The sequence below is a fragment of the Bacillus rugosus genome, assembly GCF_023238245.1.
GTDB lineage: Bacteria > Bacillota > Bacilli > Bacillales > Bacillaceae > Bacillus > Bacillus rugosus.
In genome coordinates, this window is the sequence record NZ_CP096590.1 from 604,608 (window position 1) to 619,257 (window position 14,650).

At 43.3% G+C, this 14,650-nt stretch carries 14 protein-coding genes, 1 pseudogene and 1 riboswitch; of the genes and pseudogenes, 9 read left to right on the top strand and 6 right to left on the bottom strand.

The genetic code is table 11. The annotated features are described in order from the left end of the window. Window positions 1–62: 62 nt before the first annotated feature. Entirely contained in the window at window positions 63–1,271 is a 1,209-nt protein-coding gene (locus M0696_RS03190; RefSeq protein ID WP_222143636.1) for an MFS transporter, read from the top strand. Window positions 1,272–1,305: 34 nt separating this feature from the next. Here the strand turns inward: M0696_RS03190 and M0696_RS03195 are convergent, their stop codons facing one another. Further along, window positions 1,306–2,043, bottom strand: coding sequence for a sulfite exporter TauE/SafE family protein (locus M0696_RS03195; RefSeq protein WP_222143637.1), 738 nt, complete (start codon window positions 2,041–2,043; stop codon window positions 1,306–1,308). Window positions 2,044–2,276: 233 nt separating this feature from the next. Between M0696_RS03195 and M0696_RS03200 the strand changes: the two genes are divergently transcribed. The 3 genes and pseudogenes from M0696_RS03200 (at window position 2,277) to M0696_RS03210 (ending at window position 5,684) form a co-directional block, all read left to right on the top strand. Next, the gene (locus M0696_RS03200) at window positions 2,277–2,951 is read left to right on the top strand and encodes a GntR family transcriptional regulator (RefSeq protein ID WP_166854130.1); all 675 of its coding nucleotides are present in this window, start codon (window positions 2,277–2,279) and stop codon (window positions 2,949–2,951) included. Window positions 2,952–3,072: 121 nt separating this feature from the next. Further along, window positions 3,073–4,335, top strand: a complete 1,263-nt coding sequence (locus tag M0696_RS03205) for a glycoside hydrolase family 18 protein (RefSeq protein ID WP_166854129.1) — start codon at window positions 3,073–3,075, stop codon at window positions 4,333–4,335. Between the two features lie 160 nt (window positions 4,336–4,495). Continuing rightward, window positions 4,496–5,684, top strand: a pseudogene (locus M0696_RS03210) (macrolide family glycosyltransferase). A 39-nt stretch (window positions 5,685–5,723) separates the two neighbouring features. On the opposite strand, the gene M0696_RS03215 reads toward M0696_RS03210, so the two are convergent. From M0696_RS03215 to M0696_RS03230, 4 genes are all read right to left on the bottom strand, one after another. Then, a complete protein-coding gene (locus M0696_RS03215; RefSeq protein WP_166854127.1) occupies window positions 5,724–6,434 on the bottom strand; it encodes a membrane lipoprotein lipid attachment site-containing protein in 711 nt (236 codons plus the stop codon). Window positions 6,435–6,499: 65 nt separating this feature from the next. Continuing rightward, window positions 6,500–7,888 carry an alkaline phosphatase family protein gene (locus M0696_RS03220; protein WP_166854126.1) on the bottom strand — a complete coding sequence of 463 codons (1,389 nt, stop codon included), beginning with the start codon at window positions 7,886–7,888 and terminating at the stop codon, window positions 6,500–6,502. Between the two features lie 425 nt (window positions 7,889–8,313). Beyond that, window positions 8,314–8,799: a DUF4944 domain-containing protein gene (locus M0696_RS03225; RefSeq protein ID WP_248602483.1), complete on the bottom strand. Its 486-nt coding sequence runs from the start codon at window positions 8,797–8,799 to the stop codon at window positions 8,314–8,316. Between the two features lie 17 nt (window positions 8,800–8,816). Beyond that, on the bottom strand, window positions 8,817–9,296 hold the full coding sequence (locus tag M0696_RS03230) for a GNAT family N-acetyltransferase (RefSeq protein ID WP_248602484.1): 480 nt from the start codon (window positions 9,294–9,296) through the stop codon (window positions 8,817–8,819). A gap of 81 nt (window positions 9,297–9,377) precedes the next feature. Here M0696_RS03230 and M0696_RS03235 point away from each other — a divergent pair, with 81 nt between their 5' ends. Together M0696_RS03235 and M0696_RS03240 are read left to right on the top strand one after the other, a co-directional pair. Further along, on the top strand, window positions 9,378–10,355 hold the full coding sequence (locus M0696_RS03235; protein ID WP_248602485.1) for an HD domain-containing protein: 978 nt from the start codon (window positions 9,378–9,380) through the stop codon (window positions 10,353–10,355). Between the two features lie 158 nt (window positions 10,356–10,513). Next, window positions 10,514–11,131, top strand: a complete 618-nt coding sequence (locus tag M0696_RS03240) for a YdhK family protein (protein WP_166854122.1) — start codon at window positions 10,514–10,516, stop codon at window positions 11,129–11,131. 15 nt (window positions 11,132–11,146) lie between these two features. On the opposite strand, the gene pbuE is transcribed toward M0696_RS03240, so the two are convergent. After that, window positions 11,147–12,313, bottom strand: coding sequence for a purine transporter PbuE (gene pbuE, locus M0696_RS03245; protein ID WP_248602486.1), 1,167 nt, complete (start codon window positions 12,311–12,313; stop codon window positions 11,147–11,149). A 54-nt stretch (window positions 12,314–12,367) separates the two neighbouring features. Continuing rightward, a riboswitch (purine riboswitch) is annotated at window positions 12,368–12,467 on the bottom strand. A gap of 175 nt (window positions 12,468–12,642) precedes the next feature. Here pbuE and M0696_RS03250 point away from each other — a divergent pair. From M0696_RS03250 to celB, 3 genes are read left to right on the top strand one after another with little or no spacing between them, the layout of a single operon-like run. After that, window positions 12,643–12,954, top strand: coding sequence for a PTS sugar transporter subunit IIB (locus tag M0696_RS03250; RefSeq protein WP_166854120.1), 312 nt, complete (start codon window positions 12,643–12,645; stop codon window positions 12,952–12,954). Then, entirely contained in the window at window positions 12,954–13,286 is a 333-nt protein-coding gene (locus M0696_RS03255; RefSeq protein WP_166854119.1) for a PTS sugar transporter subunit IIA, read from the top strand. Before M0696_RS03250 ends, M0696_RS03255 begins: the two co-directional genes overlap by 1 nt. A gap of 18 nt (window positions 13,287–13,304) precedes the next feature. Then, window positions 13,305–14,633, top strand: a complete 1,329-nt coding sequence (gene celB / locus M0696_RS03260) for a PTS cellobiose transporter subunit IIC (RefSeq protein WP_166854118.1) — start codon at window positions 13,305–13,307, stop codon at window positions 14,631–14,633. Window positions 14,634–14,650 lie beyond the last annotated feature (17 nt).

The following is a 14,650-nucleotide window of genomic DNA, read 5'->3' on the forward strand; positions in this document are numbered from 1 at the left end:
CCATCGTTGGAGTTGATATCGATTTTACATAAGGGACTAGGTTGAAGGGAAGGTTTGATAACATGCTGCACAATCCAACTGGAAAAGAACGCTTGGCATTGGCGTTTCTGCTCGGTATGCTTGCTATATTGGGCCCGCTTAATATAGATATGTATTTGCCGAGTTTTCCTGAAATCGCGAGTGACTTATCAGCAAGTGCTTCACTTGTACAGTTAAGTTTAACAGCCTGTCTGGTCGGGCTTACGATCGGCCAGCTGATTGTCGGGCCGGTCAGTGACGCGCAGGGAAGACGGAAACCGCTATTAATCTGTATTTTTTTATTTGCATTATCTTCTCTGTTTTGTGCGCTGTCGCCCAATATTACAACACTAGTGGCTGCGCGTTTTTTACAGGGGTTTACCGCTTCCGCGGGGCTTGTGCTGTCTCGCGCCATCGTCCGCGATGTGTTTACCGGCAGAGAGCTTTCTAAATTTTTCTCGCTGTTAATGGTCATTACCGCGGTTGCGCCAATGGTTGCACCTATGACAGGCGGTGCCATTTTGCTTTTGCCATTTGCAACGTGGCATACGATTTTTCACGTATTAATGATCATTGGATTTTTACTTGTTCTTTTGATTGCTTTTCGTTTAAAAGAAACGCTGCCGCCGGAAAAGCGGATTCCAAGCTCAATTGGAACGTCTGTAAAAACGATGGGCAGCCTGCTGAAGGATCGGTCCTTTATGGGGTACGCGTTAACTGTCGGATTTATTCATGGTGGAAGCTTTGCTTATGTATCCGGTACACCATTTGTATACCAGGATATCTACGGGGTGTCTCCGCAGGTGTTTAGTATTCTTTTCGGCATTAACGGCCTGGCAATTATATCGGGAAGTTTTATTATTGGGCGCTTTGGCGGAATCATTCATGAAAAAAGCCTGCTTCGCATCGCAGTCATTACGGCTATGATTGCGACTGCTGTGCTGTTGACCATGACCTTAATTCACGGCCCTCTTGCCACATTAGTCATATCCATTTTCATTTACATGATTACGATCGGCATGGTTTTGACCAGCACGTTTACGTTGGCCATGGAGAAGCAGGGGCACCGTGCCGGAAGTGCAAGTGCGCTGCTCGGCATGCTTCCGCTGCTCCTCGGTTCGATCGTGTCGCCGCTTGTAGGCATTAACGAGACGACAGCCATTCCGATGGGAGCGATCATGTTTGTGACAGCAGTCATCGGCTCACTGGCGTTTTTTGGATTAACGAAAGAACGAGCGGAGCAAAACTCATAAAAAACCTGACATGACGTCAGGTTTTTTGTTTTATTTAGAATAACAACAGCAGGCCCGCAATCGCAGGAGTCAAGAAGATGGCCGATTTTAAGACCACCTTTGGCATGAGGTTGGTGAATTTCGCGCCTGCATAGGCACCGCACATTGTGCCGACCAGAACTTTGACCAGCAATATATAATCGACAAATCCTTCTGTGATATATCCGATGCCTCCTCCTACAGCGAGAGGGATGATCACAAGCATCGTCGTTCCCACAGAATGGCGGATGGACAGGTTCAGCATAATCATTAAACCGATTTGAATAAAAGGTGCCGACCCGATGCCGAATGTGCCGGAAAGAACGCCTGCTACAATTCCTAAGATGACCGCTCTCGTATACGTTGAAAGAGTGCTTTGATTCACTTGTGCCTTCTCTTTTAAAAGAAACAATCTGATTAAAATGAGAATCGCTGATAAAAATAACATCCCAGCCGTCAAGTAATGAAGCAAATCAGCCGGAATGAAAGATGTCAGCTTTGCGCCGAAAAATGAGCCGACCGCAGCAAAGCATCCGACTGTTAAGCCGATTTTCATTTGAATGTTCCCTTCACGATAGTGGCTGTACGCCCCTGATAAGCTGGTGAAAGCCATCCCGGCGAGGGAAGTACCTAAAGCCGTATGAATCGGAACATGAAATAGAAGAGTTAAAAGGGCAATGACAAAGCCTGCTCCCCCGGCACCAATAAAGCCTAAAATAATTCCGAGAAGAAACATAACAAAAATGATGAGCATATTTTTTCCTCCATTGAAAAGATCTAATAAAATAAGTGCGCTATTCTGGCGGAGGTATGGTGTCCTATTGGCGGTGTAAAATAGTTGCCAGTAGTCCGTCGACCGTCGTTCAGCAAACATATCGTACCTCATATTCTGAAATCTGACAAGGCAGTTTGTTGCTTCCCATTACCATCTGTTATATGATTTTGATGAAGAAAAGCCCCTGAATATATTCAAAAGAGGTATTATATATGGACGATTTTAAATTAGACAAACCGACTCCTTACTACCTGCAATTTTATAACCAGCTGAAAAAAATGATCTTCAACGGGACTTTTAAGCCGGGGGAACGGATAAACGAAACACAGCTGGCGAAAAGCTTTGGCGTCAGCCGCTCTCCGATAAGAGAAGCCATGCGGCTGCTTGAGAAAGACGGGTTGTTAAAAGCAGATGACCGAAATGGATTTTCGATCACGTCGTTAACGGCAAAAGATGTAGATGAGATTTATAAAATCAGAATTCCGCTGGAGCAGCTGGCAGTCGAGTTAGTCATAGACGAAGCGAATGAGGAAGAGCTTGCCATACTTGAAAAACAGCTTGAAGAAACAGAAAAAGCCATTCACAACGGAACGGAAGATACGAGAATTATCAGTTTAAACCAAAAATTTCATGAGCTGCTTGTCGATTTTAGCCATAACCGGCATTTGAAAAATTTGCTTGAGCATGTAAATGATCTGATTCACTTTTGCAGAATCCTTAATTATACTGGCGACCACCGTGCAGAAACGATACTGAGTGAGCACCGCAAAATATTTGAAGAAGTGAAAAAGAAAAACAAAGAAGCAGCCAAACAGTATGTGATGGCTCATTTCAATCATGACTGTGAGCATTTGAAAAGAGTGCTTGAAGAAGGAAAAGAGAATTGATTTGCGTGATACAGTACCAAGGGGAGCTGCTCCTTGGTTTTTTTGTTTTCACAAACATATAAAAGGGCTCCCGTTAATAACATTTTATGATGGATTTATTAACGAATAATGGGGGTTAAACATGTTTATTCATATCGTCCGGCCTGGTGATTCTTTGTTTTCCATAGGCAGAAGTTACGGTGCTTCTGTTGATCAAATCCGGGGTGTGAATGGGTTAGACGAAACGAATATAGTGCCGGGGCAGGCTCTGCTAATCCCTCTTTATGTATATACAGTTCAGCCGGGAGACACGCTGACCGCCATTGCGGCAAAAGCGTTTGTTCCCCTAGAGCGATTGCAGGCCGCAAACCCGGGCATCAACCCAAATGCTTTACAAGCGGGAGCAAAAATAACGATTCCTTCTATCTCAAATTACATTGCGGGTACGTTAAGTTTTTACGTGCTCCGAAACCCTGACCTCGACCGGGAATTAATCAACGATTATGCGCCATACTCGTCTTCGATTTCGATTTTCGAATACCATATTGCACCTAACGGCGACATTGCAAACCAATTGAATGATGCGGCGGCTATTGAGACAACATGGCAAAGACGAGTGACGCCGCTTGCCACCATAACAAACCTTACATCAGAAGGCTTCAGTACGGAACTTGTTCACCAAGTCCTGAACAATCCGACAGCAAGAACCAATCTGGTCAACAATATTTATTACTTAGTCTCCACAAGGGGATATGGAGGTGTGACAATCGATTTTGAACAGGTGAGCGCCGCGGATCGTGATCTTTTTACTGGGTTTTTACGTCAGCTGAGAGATCGTCTTCAGGCGGGAGGGTATGTACTGACGATCGCTGTTCCGGCAAAAACAAGCGATAATATCCCATGGCTGAGAGGCTACGATTATGGAGGGATAGGAGCAGTTGTCAATTATATGTTTATCATGGCTTATGATTGGCATCATGCCGGAAGTGAGCCGGGTCCTGTAGCGCCAATTACTGAGATCAGGAGAACCATTGAGTTTGCGATTGCGCAGGTGCCAAGCAGAAAAATGATCATCGGAGTCCCGCTCTACGGGTACGACTGGATCATCCCGTACCAGCCAGGCACAGTTGCTTCAGCCATTTCAAATCAAAACGCAATCGAAACAGCGATGCGGTACCAAGCCCCGATACAATATTCAGCCGAATATCAATCACCTTTTTTCCGATACAGAGATCAGCAGGGACGGACACATGAGGTATGGTTCGAAGATGTCAGGAGCATGAGCCAGAAGATGCTGATCGTCCGCGAGTACGGATTGCAGGCCATAGGCGCTTGGCAGTTAACCTTGGGTTTTACGCCAGGCCCATGGCTTCTGCGGAAATTTTTTACGATCAGAAAGGTATAAAAAGAGACACCAAAGCTGGGTGTCTTTTTTTAGATTTTAGTCCAAAGCAGCAGAATTGTTCATTCATTAGTCCCTTGCATGGGTTACGTTCCCATTTTACGATTAGTAGTAGTCTGATCAAACAAAGATTCAGAATACGATGTGAGAGGGAGTTGTCTAGATGAAGTCAATATTGATTTTGAATTTTCCTGCGGAAGGTCATGTGAATCCTACCTTAGGCATTACAAAAGCGTTTTCCGATAAGGGATATGACGTCCATTATATTTCCACTGAAAAATATAAAAAACGATTAGAAGCGGCGGGAGCGACTGTCCATCTTCACCGGGATCTGCTGCGGACAACACCTATCCATATCGCTTCGCCCAATGGCATTCTTGATTTCCTGAAGATCCATATCAAAACCTCACTGGACATTTTACATATAGTCAAAGACTTATCTAAGAGCATTCAATTTGATTTTGTGTATTATGATAAATTCGGCGCGGGGGAATTGGTGAGGGATTACTTAGATATTCCAGGGGTCGCTTCATCAGCGTCCTTCCTGTTTGGCGAAGAGCATCTGAAAATCCTGCCCCTGCACCCTGAGTCTGGAGCGCCGCTTGAATTGGATCAAGAATGCGAAGACCTTTTGGCAAAAATGAAAGAAATGTACGGTGTTGCCCCGAAAAACCTGGTTCAATTCATGAACAATAAAGGGGAATTGAATGTAGTGTATACGAGCCGTTATTTTCAGCCTGAAAGCGATCGTTTCGGGGATGAATGTCTGTTTATCGGTCCCAGCTTTCCAAAGAGAGCGGAAAAATCAGATTTCCCGATTGAACAGTTAAAAGATGAAAAGGTCATTTACATTTCAATGGGGACTGTTCTCGACAATACGGAGGAATTTTTCAACCTTTGTATTGATGCATTTTCTGGCTTTAACGGAAAAGTTGTCATCGCAGCCGGAGAAAAAGCGGACCTGGCCAAATTAAAGCGGGCGCCGGAAAACTTTATCATCGCCCCATATGTCCCTCAGCTGGAAGTGCTGGAGCATGCTGATGTTTTCATTACACATGGCGGAATGAACAGCGTAAATGAAGGCATTCATTTCAATGTGCCTCTGGTTGTAATGCCTCATGACAAGGATCAGCCGATGGTGGCGCAGCGCCTTTCTGAACTCCATGCAGGCTATGTCATTTCGAAAGATGAAGTTCGATGTACAAAAATTAAAACAGGGCGTAGAGGCGGTTTTACATCATGATCAATATACGGAAGGCATTAAAAAAATCAATCAAAGCTTCCAAGAGTCTATGAACATGGATGAAGTGATGGAGCGGATTGACGAATTGATTCAACAAAAAACCAAGTAAGCAAAAGAACTCCCGTACCTGGTACGGGAGTTCTTCATTTTAAAACTTGATTTTGATCTTTTGAGCATCACTGATTTTCTTATGGTTGTGGTCAAAGACGTCACTTGTTGTGATTTCGATCCACTTGATCTCTGTTTTTTTCTTCTTATCATCAGCATCTTCATCGTGTGCATGGCCGCTTGATGCATTCACAATAAAGCCAAGATTTCCGGATTTTTCGGCTCCTCCTTCCAACTCACCATTTAACTCTTCAAGATAAATGTCTTTGTTCCAATCAAAGGTTTCCCCTGTATTTGTTTTCATCAAGGCAATCGGCGCAACGTTTACTTTCTTTGAAGAGGTGTTCTTGATGTCAACGAAGACCTTAACGAAATCAAACTCTTCATCATGTGTTAACACATGAAAATAATCAATCATGCTGTAATCCGGACGCAGATGGATCAGCTTCATTTCTTTTACTGTTAACTCCACATCGCCAATCTTATAGGTTTGATTCACTTGCTTGATATCCTTTAAAACAGCTTTTCCCTTGTCATCAGAAAACGTTTGGCCAACCTTCAGCAATGACCGGTCATCGGTTACTTGGGAATTAGGCTGATACTCATCAATACTGTCTTTTAGAGATGATGTGCTTTGCGGTGTGGCTTTTACCGCTTGCTCGCCGGTCGCACTTTGTTTTTCTGTATTGGCGTTCGATGAGCAGCCCGCAAGCACGATGGCAAAAACAAAAATTGAAAGAATTCTTTTCATGATGATTCCTCCATTAAAAAGAGATCCCGTTACTTCATACAAGCAACGGGACACCTTGTATTCTTTTACTTATCGTTAATCTTAATGTTGTATTGTAAAGCCTTAAAGACATTTTTGGCGATTTCTGTGTTATCGATTTGGCCGGCAAATGTCTCACTAGACGGTCCGTACGCATAGACGGGAACATCTTCACCAGTATGTCCGCCTGTCGTCCATCCAGTGTGAGAGCGTTTATTGAAAATCTCCTCGATCGCATTATCGATTTCAAGCACTTCTTTCGATTTTGCGGCTTTTTCAACAGATTGAATTTCTGATTCAGTTAAAGCCAATTTCTTTTGGTCAATATACGTTTTTAATGTTTTTTCAACATCCGCGCCGTCAGCGATTTTTTCTGCCATAAAGTCAGGTGTGCGCTTTGCGGCTTTAATTGGTTCACTGAACCAGTTGTAGATGCCGTCCGCACCGATGGAGTATCCGCCGGTTGAGTGGTCAGCCGTTGCGACAACCAATGTATGCTTGTCCTTTTTGGCGAAATCAATAGCCGCCTTATAAGCTTGTTCGAAGTCTTCCATTTCACTCATGGCGCCGACGATATCATTGTCATGGCCCGCCCAGTCAATCTGGCTGCCTTCCACCATGAGAAAGAACCCGTCTTTATCCTTGTTTAATTTTTTAATCGCTGTGTTTGTCATATCTTTTAATGAAGGGATATCCTTCGTACGGTCAATCTTTTTAGGCAGGCCGCCGTCAGCGAATAGGCCGAGAACTTGGCTGTCTTTATTGTTCAGCATGTCCTTGCGGTTATCCACATAGCTGTATCCCGCTTTTTTGAATTCTTTAATCAAATTGCGGTCTTTCCGGTCAAAATTGCTTTTTCCTCCGCCAAGCAGCACATCAATTTTGTGCTTGCCGTTGACCATTTCATCATAATAATCATCGGCAATCGAGTTCATATTTTTTCGGCTGTGATCGTGTGAACCGAAAGAGGCCGGAGTGGCGTGTGTAATTTCTGAAGTGGCCACAAGCCCTGTTGATTTTCCTTTCTCTTTCGCTGCTTCAAGTACCGTTTTGGCTTCTGAACCATCGTTATCCACGGCAATTGCATTGTTATATGTTTTGATCCCGGCTGACATAGCCGTTGCTGCAGATGCAGAATCTGTTACATTTTGTTCTGGATCTTCAGGGTAAGTCGTTTGCTGGCCGACAAGGTATTGATCAAAGGCGGTAGGCTCTACAAACTTTGTCTTTTTATTATCTTTTAAATAGCGATGTGCAGACGTATAGGACACACCCATACCATCACCAATCAGAACGATAACATTTTTAATTTCGTTTTGATTCCCCTTTTTCTTTTCCTGGGCGCTGGCTTCAGGCACACTGCCGCTGGCTAAGCTGCTGAACGCAATAGATGATAGAACCGCGATAGGCAGTAATTTCTTCGGGAATTTTTTCAACTGGATAACCTCCTAAAAATAGATGAATCTCAATGACAAACCCATTATATTTTTAAAGTGTTAAGCTAGTATTAATCGATTTTAAAGATTGGATTTACAAGAATAAGAGGATGACGAATAATTGCAGAAAAGCGAGGGGGCTAATCTCATCCAGTGATAAAAGAGAAGGCAGCTGAACTTTTCATTCATCTCGAACAGAAATAGACAAAGCGAAAATCGTGCGGGAATTAGGAGGGGGCAATACACCATTTACAATTGAGAAAGAGAGACTGGCATTTCAGTCAACGGGAGAATGGGTGAACAAGGTAAGCCGCTGATCTATACAAGTCTAAAGTGTCTTACAGACGCCTTAAAGAAGTATCTATACCATTTACCGGACAATTTGTAAGCGGCATGCAGGGATCTCTATGGGAGAATCCCTGCTTTTAATCAAACAAGGTCTTTTCATTAAGGGTAAAATGACTTGCAGCATAATGATCACCTTGCTTCCATTTTACCTCAATCGTAATATCATGGCCTTTAAGCTCATGTTCATCCAACCGCTCTAAAAAAGAAACGGACTTTTCTTTTGCGCTCCCATCACGAGAAGTGCCGCCGGAATAATCACGCATGGGGATTTCTGTATCAGAACTCAGCAAAACCTCATCATCTTTTTTTACAATCAGTGATTCCACATAAGTGATGTCTGCTTCAGCCGTATCACCGATCCAATATAGATTGCCGCTGTATTCATTCAGAGCATCTTCATTTTTTGTAAAAACAGCTTCCCAATTCTGATCTTTGCTTTCTCCCTGCCAATTTGGATACTCCAATCGCACATGATGAATCAGCTGATAGGAAAAGAAGATCAAGCAGAAAGCCAATAATAAAGTTGCTGTGAAAATGAGAGGGTATTTAAAAGAACTGGACATAAAAAACTCCTATTTGTTTAATCAATTACTTTTGAAAAAAGAATTTCATCCCGAATCAAAATGCCATTATCAGCTTTCTCGGGAATCTCTGGCTTGAGGCGCCTCGCTTTTTCAACTGCGTTCGGAAACAATGCGGCGAATTGATAGCCTCTCTTTTGATAAAACGCCATCGCATGTACATTATCATTCGTTGTGATAAGCTTTATTTGATGACAATGTGCATGTTTAGCCGTCTCTTCAACCTGATGCAGTAAAGCTGTGCCGACTCCTTTCTTTTCAATGATACTATCTAATGAAATGATTTCACAATCTTTTCCATGTATCACGTAAGTAATATAACCGATGATTTCGCCACTCCCATCTACAGCGGCATAGCCATCTAATTCATCACATCGAAAAATGCCGCTGGAAATCACCATCTCGGGTGAACCCCAATGCTTGGCAAAAAAATCGGTCATCAAATGTTTCGACAACTCACTGCTTGAGACGATCTTCATCTTAACCCCCCTTACTAGAAAATATGTAATATCAATATATACAATAAATAACAATAAGAAAATAGATATTGAGGTGACGGCATGAAAATCAACGATGTCATTTATGGGCAGCACCATGTAGACGGGTTGCTGGAAGAGCTTATCAAGAGCGCGCCGGTGCAAAGATTAAAAGGAATCTACCAAGGCGGAGCAAGCTTTTTAGTCAATCAAAAGTGGAATGTGACCCGGTATGAGCACTCCATCGGCGTGATGCTCCTTATTAAAAAGCTCGGAGGAACCGTAGAAGAGCAGATTGCAGGCCTGCTCCACGATGTGTCACACACGGCTTTTTCCCATGTAATTGATGTTGTCTTTGAAAATGAGGCGGAAGACTACCATGAAAACATCTTTCAACAAGTCATTGTTCACTCTGAGATCCCGGGTATTCTCAGAAAACACGGTTATGATGCCGAAGAACTTTTATCAGACGATACGAGATGGACATTGCTGGAACAGCCCGCACCGGAGCTCTGTGCCGATCGGACAGACTATACGCTGCGGGATATGTACCGATATGGGCACATTAGTTTGCACGAAGCACAAACTTTTTTGGATCATCTTATTGTGAGAAATGGAAGGATGTTTCCGGAAAGTATTGAAGCCGCCGAATGGTTTGTCGCGGTGTATTACAAGGAAGTGATAGATTTCTTTTTGAATCCCGTGAATGTATATGGATATGAATATTTAGCGCGAACGTTGAAGGCCGCGCTGCGGCATAAAGTCATATCCCCAGGGGATCTGCTGAAAACGGATCAAGAGGTGCTGAACATCCTGCACGCATCAAAAAATGAAGAAGTACTGAGCTTGCTTAAACATATTCATCCCCGTATCCAAGTAAAAGAAGACAACTTCCAGTACGATTTCCATCAAAAGAAGAAAATGCGGCTCATCGATCCATCCATTTTTCATCATGACGAATGGGTCAAAGCCTCTGCTGTATCTGAAAACGTCAGAAAAATGGGAGAGGCCGCTTATCAAAAAGCAAAAAAAGGTGTGTATATAAAAGTGTTGCATCACTAATTGCCGTGTAACAGCGGCTTTTTTCAAGTTTGACTAAGCAAATCAAAGGGAATAGGACAAACTGCGGGAACGTTTTATGAGAATATCAGCGTATTTACATACCGTTCGGGGGTATAGTATTATCGAGAGAGCATGTTTGCTTGCGGATATGCGGTTTCATGGTCTGCGGGCAAAAATCACAGAAAAAAATGAAGCAAAGGAGAATGAACATGAAAGTCTCTAAAAAAGCACTGGGAATTCTGATGTTATCTCTTATTTTTGTTTTATCAGCTTGCGGCAATAACAATAGCACGAAAGAAAACACTCATGAAAATCATTCAGATTCATCATCACATGAAGAAATGGAGCATTCCGGATCAGCTGATGTACCAGAGGGATTACAGGAATCTAAACATCCGAAATATAAAGTAGGCAGCCAAGTGGTCATCAATGCATCTCATATGAAAGGCATGAAAGGTGCCGAAGCTACAGTGACAGGAGCCTATGACACAACGGCGTATGTTGTCTCTTACACTCCGACAAATGGAGGACAGCGCGTGGATCATCACAAATGGGTGATCCAAGAAGAGATCAAAGATGCCGGAGATAAAACGTTAAATCCCGGAGATCAGGTGATTTTAGAGGCTTCACATATGAAAGGCATGAAGGGAGCAACAGCCGAGATCGACTCAGCAGAAAAAACAACCGTATACATGGTTGACTATACATCGACAACAAGCGGTGAAAAAGTGAAAAACCACAAATGGGTGACCGAAGACGAGCTTGCAGCGAAATAATAAAAAATCCTCCTTTTACAAGGAGGATTTTTTTGCTGTCTGAACAGGTCTTGTTAACGAAATTAAGGCAAACAGGACAGCGATAATGACAATCGATCCGCCGCACCATGCCGTTGAGACAACAGTTCCCGTTTGATCCAGAACAATACCGCCAATGGCTGAGCCAAGAGCAATTCCGACTTGGAGGGCAGACGTGTTAAAGCTTTGCTGAATGTCAGACGAATCTGGTGCGATTTCAATTAAATAGCTTTGCTGAGCGGGGGCGAGGCTCCAGCTCAGAAGTCCCCAAATTACCATGACAGGCAAAAAGAAAATCATAGACGATGTTGACAGCGGCAGTAAGAACATAATGATGGCAAAGGAACCGGTCACCAGCAATATGCTCTTAAAGGAACCAAGCCGGTCAGAAAGCGCACCGCCGAAAGGACCTCCGCACACAGCAGATATCCCGAAAAGGAAATAACAAACGCTGACCCAGAAAGAGCTCAGGTGAAGAGTCTCTTCTAAAAACGGTGCAAAGTAAGCGTATAGCGTGTAGTGACCCGCTAATGTAAACATCGTGACGAGGTGTGAACTCGCGATTTTCAGATTGCCAATCGTCTTGAGCTGATCCCGGAAAGGAATCATTTTCTCCGCGGGTATTCTTTCAAAGAAGATTGAAATAATCAGCATGGAAACCAGCGCCAACAGGCCGATGCCAAGGAACAAAATGCGCCATCCGAAGGAATCGCTGATTAAGATGCCGAGCGGCACGCCTAATGCGATAGCGGAGCTGAATCCCATAAAAATAATTCCAATGGCGCGCGCTCTGTATTCAGGCGCTACAATTTTTGGGGCAATCGTTAAAGAAAGTACAACAATCAGCCCTGTACTCATCGCAGCCAATACCCTTGATACCATCAGCGTTGCAAAATTAGGGCTGAAATAGGCCACAAGATTGCTAAGGAAGAAAACAAATAAGGCAATTAAATATAAACGCTTCCGCTCAATCTTCGCAGTCAATGCCAAAAGCAGCGGCCCTGACACTGCATATCCCAGCGCAAACACACTGATCAGCTGCCCGGCTGAGACAATGGAAATGTCTAAATCATTTGCGATCTGAGGAAGAATCCCTCCCACAATTAATTCAACCAATCCGACTGCAATCGTAGAAGCTGCAAGCAGGAAAACTTTAAAATTCATAACAAACTCCTTTACTTAAATGTTTTGACAAATAAAAAAATCCTGATTACAAAAAATGTCATAAACAAATTTTGTAATCAGGATTTTACGGTTCCTGGTAGACACCCTCAAACCATATTATTGAGGTTATACAAGTGATAATAGCTATTTAATTGATTCGTTTCCGTGATGAGTGTACCACATTATGAATGAATCTTCCATAGAAAATTTTACAAAGCGGTGAACCGGACGAGTATATGATTATATTTATTTTTTAAAAGTATAGACATTTAAATATAAATGACTATAATAACAATTGTAAGCGTTTTAACCATAAGGGGGGATAGCAGTTGAAAAAAATATTACTTGCGTGCAGTTCAGGAATGTCCACAAGCTTATTGGTGACAAAAATGAAGGAATACGCACAATCCATTGGAGAGGAAGCGGAGATTTGGGCAGTCGGCCAAGATAAGGCGAAAGAAGACATGAAAGAAGCGGATGCTGTTTTGATCGGCCCACAAATGAGCTTTCTGAAAAGCGAACTGCAAAAAGAGGCGGATCAATACAATATTCAGGTTGAAGTCATTGACATGATGGCCTACGGAATGGCAGATGGCAAAAAAGCGTATGAGCAGGCATTGTCATTAATGGAGAATCAATAATGGAACAGATGAAAATCACGGATTTAACAGACGAACAAATCAGTTTTCAGCTTATCCTTCACAGCGGCAATGCCCGCAGCTGCCTCATACAATCACTGCGCACCTACAAAGAAGGGAACATGGAGAAGGCGGATGCCCTCATTGCCAAAGCTGAGCAGGATTTATCCGCGGCCCATGACATTCACTTTCAAATGATACAGAAAGAATCCGGCGGGCAAGAGGCGGCTTTCTCCTTGCTGCTTATGCATGCGGAGGATCACCTGATGTCAACATTGACCATGAAGGAATTAGTGAAAGAACTGCTTGATCTCTTTAAAACAAAGAATCTATAAACAATCGGGGTGGATAGGGTGTTCGAAAAAATCAGCCAATTCCTTGTTCCAATTGCAGGGAGGTTAAACAACAACCGCTATTTGCAAGTGCTGCGTGATGCATTTATGCTGGCTTTCCCGCTTACGATATTCGGGTCCATTTTTGTGGTGTTAACGAACCTGCCATTTTTAAACAAAATCATGAATGCCTCAATGCTGACATCGTTTCAGTCTCAATTCGGCATTGCCTCCACGGCGACTATGGGCATTATGTCTGTCTTTGTTGTCTTCGGGATAGGCTATTACCTGTCAAAAAGCTATCAGGTCGAAGCTGTATTTGGCGGCGCAATCGCTTTAGTTTCCTTTTTGCTCTTAACGCCATTTATCGTTCAGCCGGAAACAGGAGATGCCATTACAGGGGTTATCCCGGTCGACCGTCTCGGTGCAAAAGGGATGTTTCTTGGCATGATTACGGCATTTCTTGCTGGTGAAATCTACAGAAGAATTGTTCAAAAAAACCTGACGATCAAAATGCCCGCCGGTGTTCCGCCCGCTGTAGCAAAATCATTTGCCGCACTTATTCCGGCTTTTATAACATTGACCGTGTTTTTGCTGATTAACGTTCTGGTGACTCAGCTTTTTAAAACAAATATGCATGACGTCATTTACCATGCGATTCAGGCTCCGCTTGTCGGACTTGGAAGCGGTATCATCCCGACGCTGATTGCCGTATTTTTCATTCAAATCCTTTGGTTTTTCGGACTGCACGGACAGATTATTATCAACTCCGTGATGGACCCGATTTGGAATACCCTGCAGGTAGAAAACCTTTCTGCTTACACGGCGGGAAAAGAAATCCCGCATATTATTTCAAAACCGTTTATGGAGATTTATACAGTAGGGATGGGCGGAACCGGGATGACGCTTGCGATTGTGTTTACCATTCTCATATTCATGAAAAGCAGGCAGATGAAGCAAGTTTCTAAACTTGGCCTCGCTCCCGGTATTTTTAACGTAAATGAACCGATTATCTTCGGGCTTCCGATTGTCATGAACCCGATCATTATTGTGCCTTGGGTATTGGCGCCGATGGTTGTTACGCTCGTCACCTATCTGGCCATGTCAGCCGGGCTCGTTCCGCCTCCGACTGGTGTTACGGTACCGTGGACGGTTCCATTATTCATTAATGGCATCATGGCAACGAACTCGATCATGGGTGGCGTCATGCAGCTTGTCAATTTGCTGATTGTCTTCGTGATATGGTTTCCGTTCCTGAAAGCGATGGATAAATTAAATCTGGCAAAGGAAAAAGAACAGGCTGTTAAGGAAACAGCTGCTCAGCAAAATGATAACAATATCAAAATGTGACATAAGGGGAGAGAGAC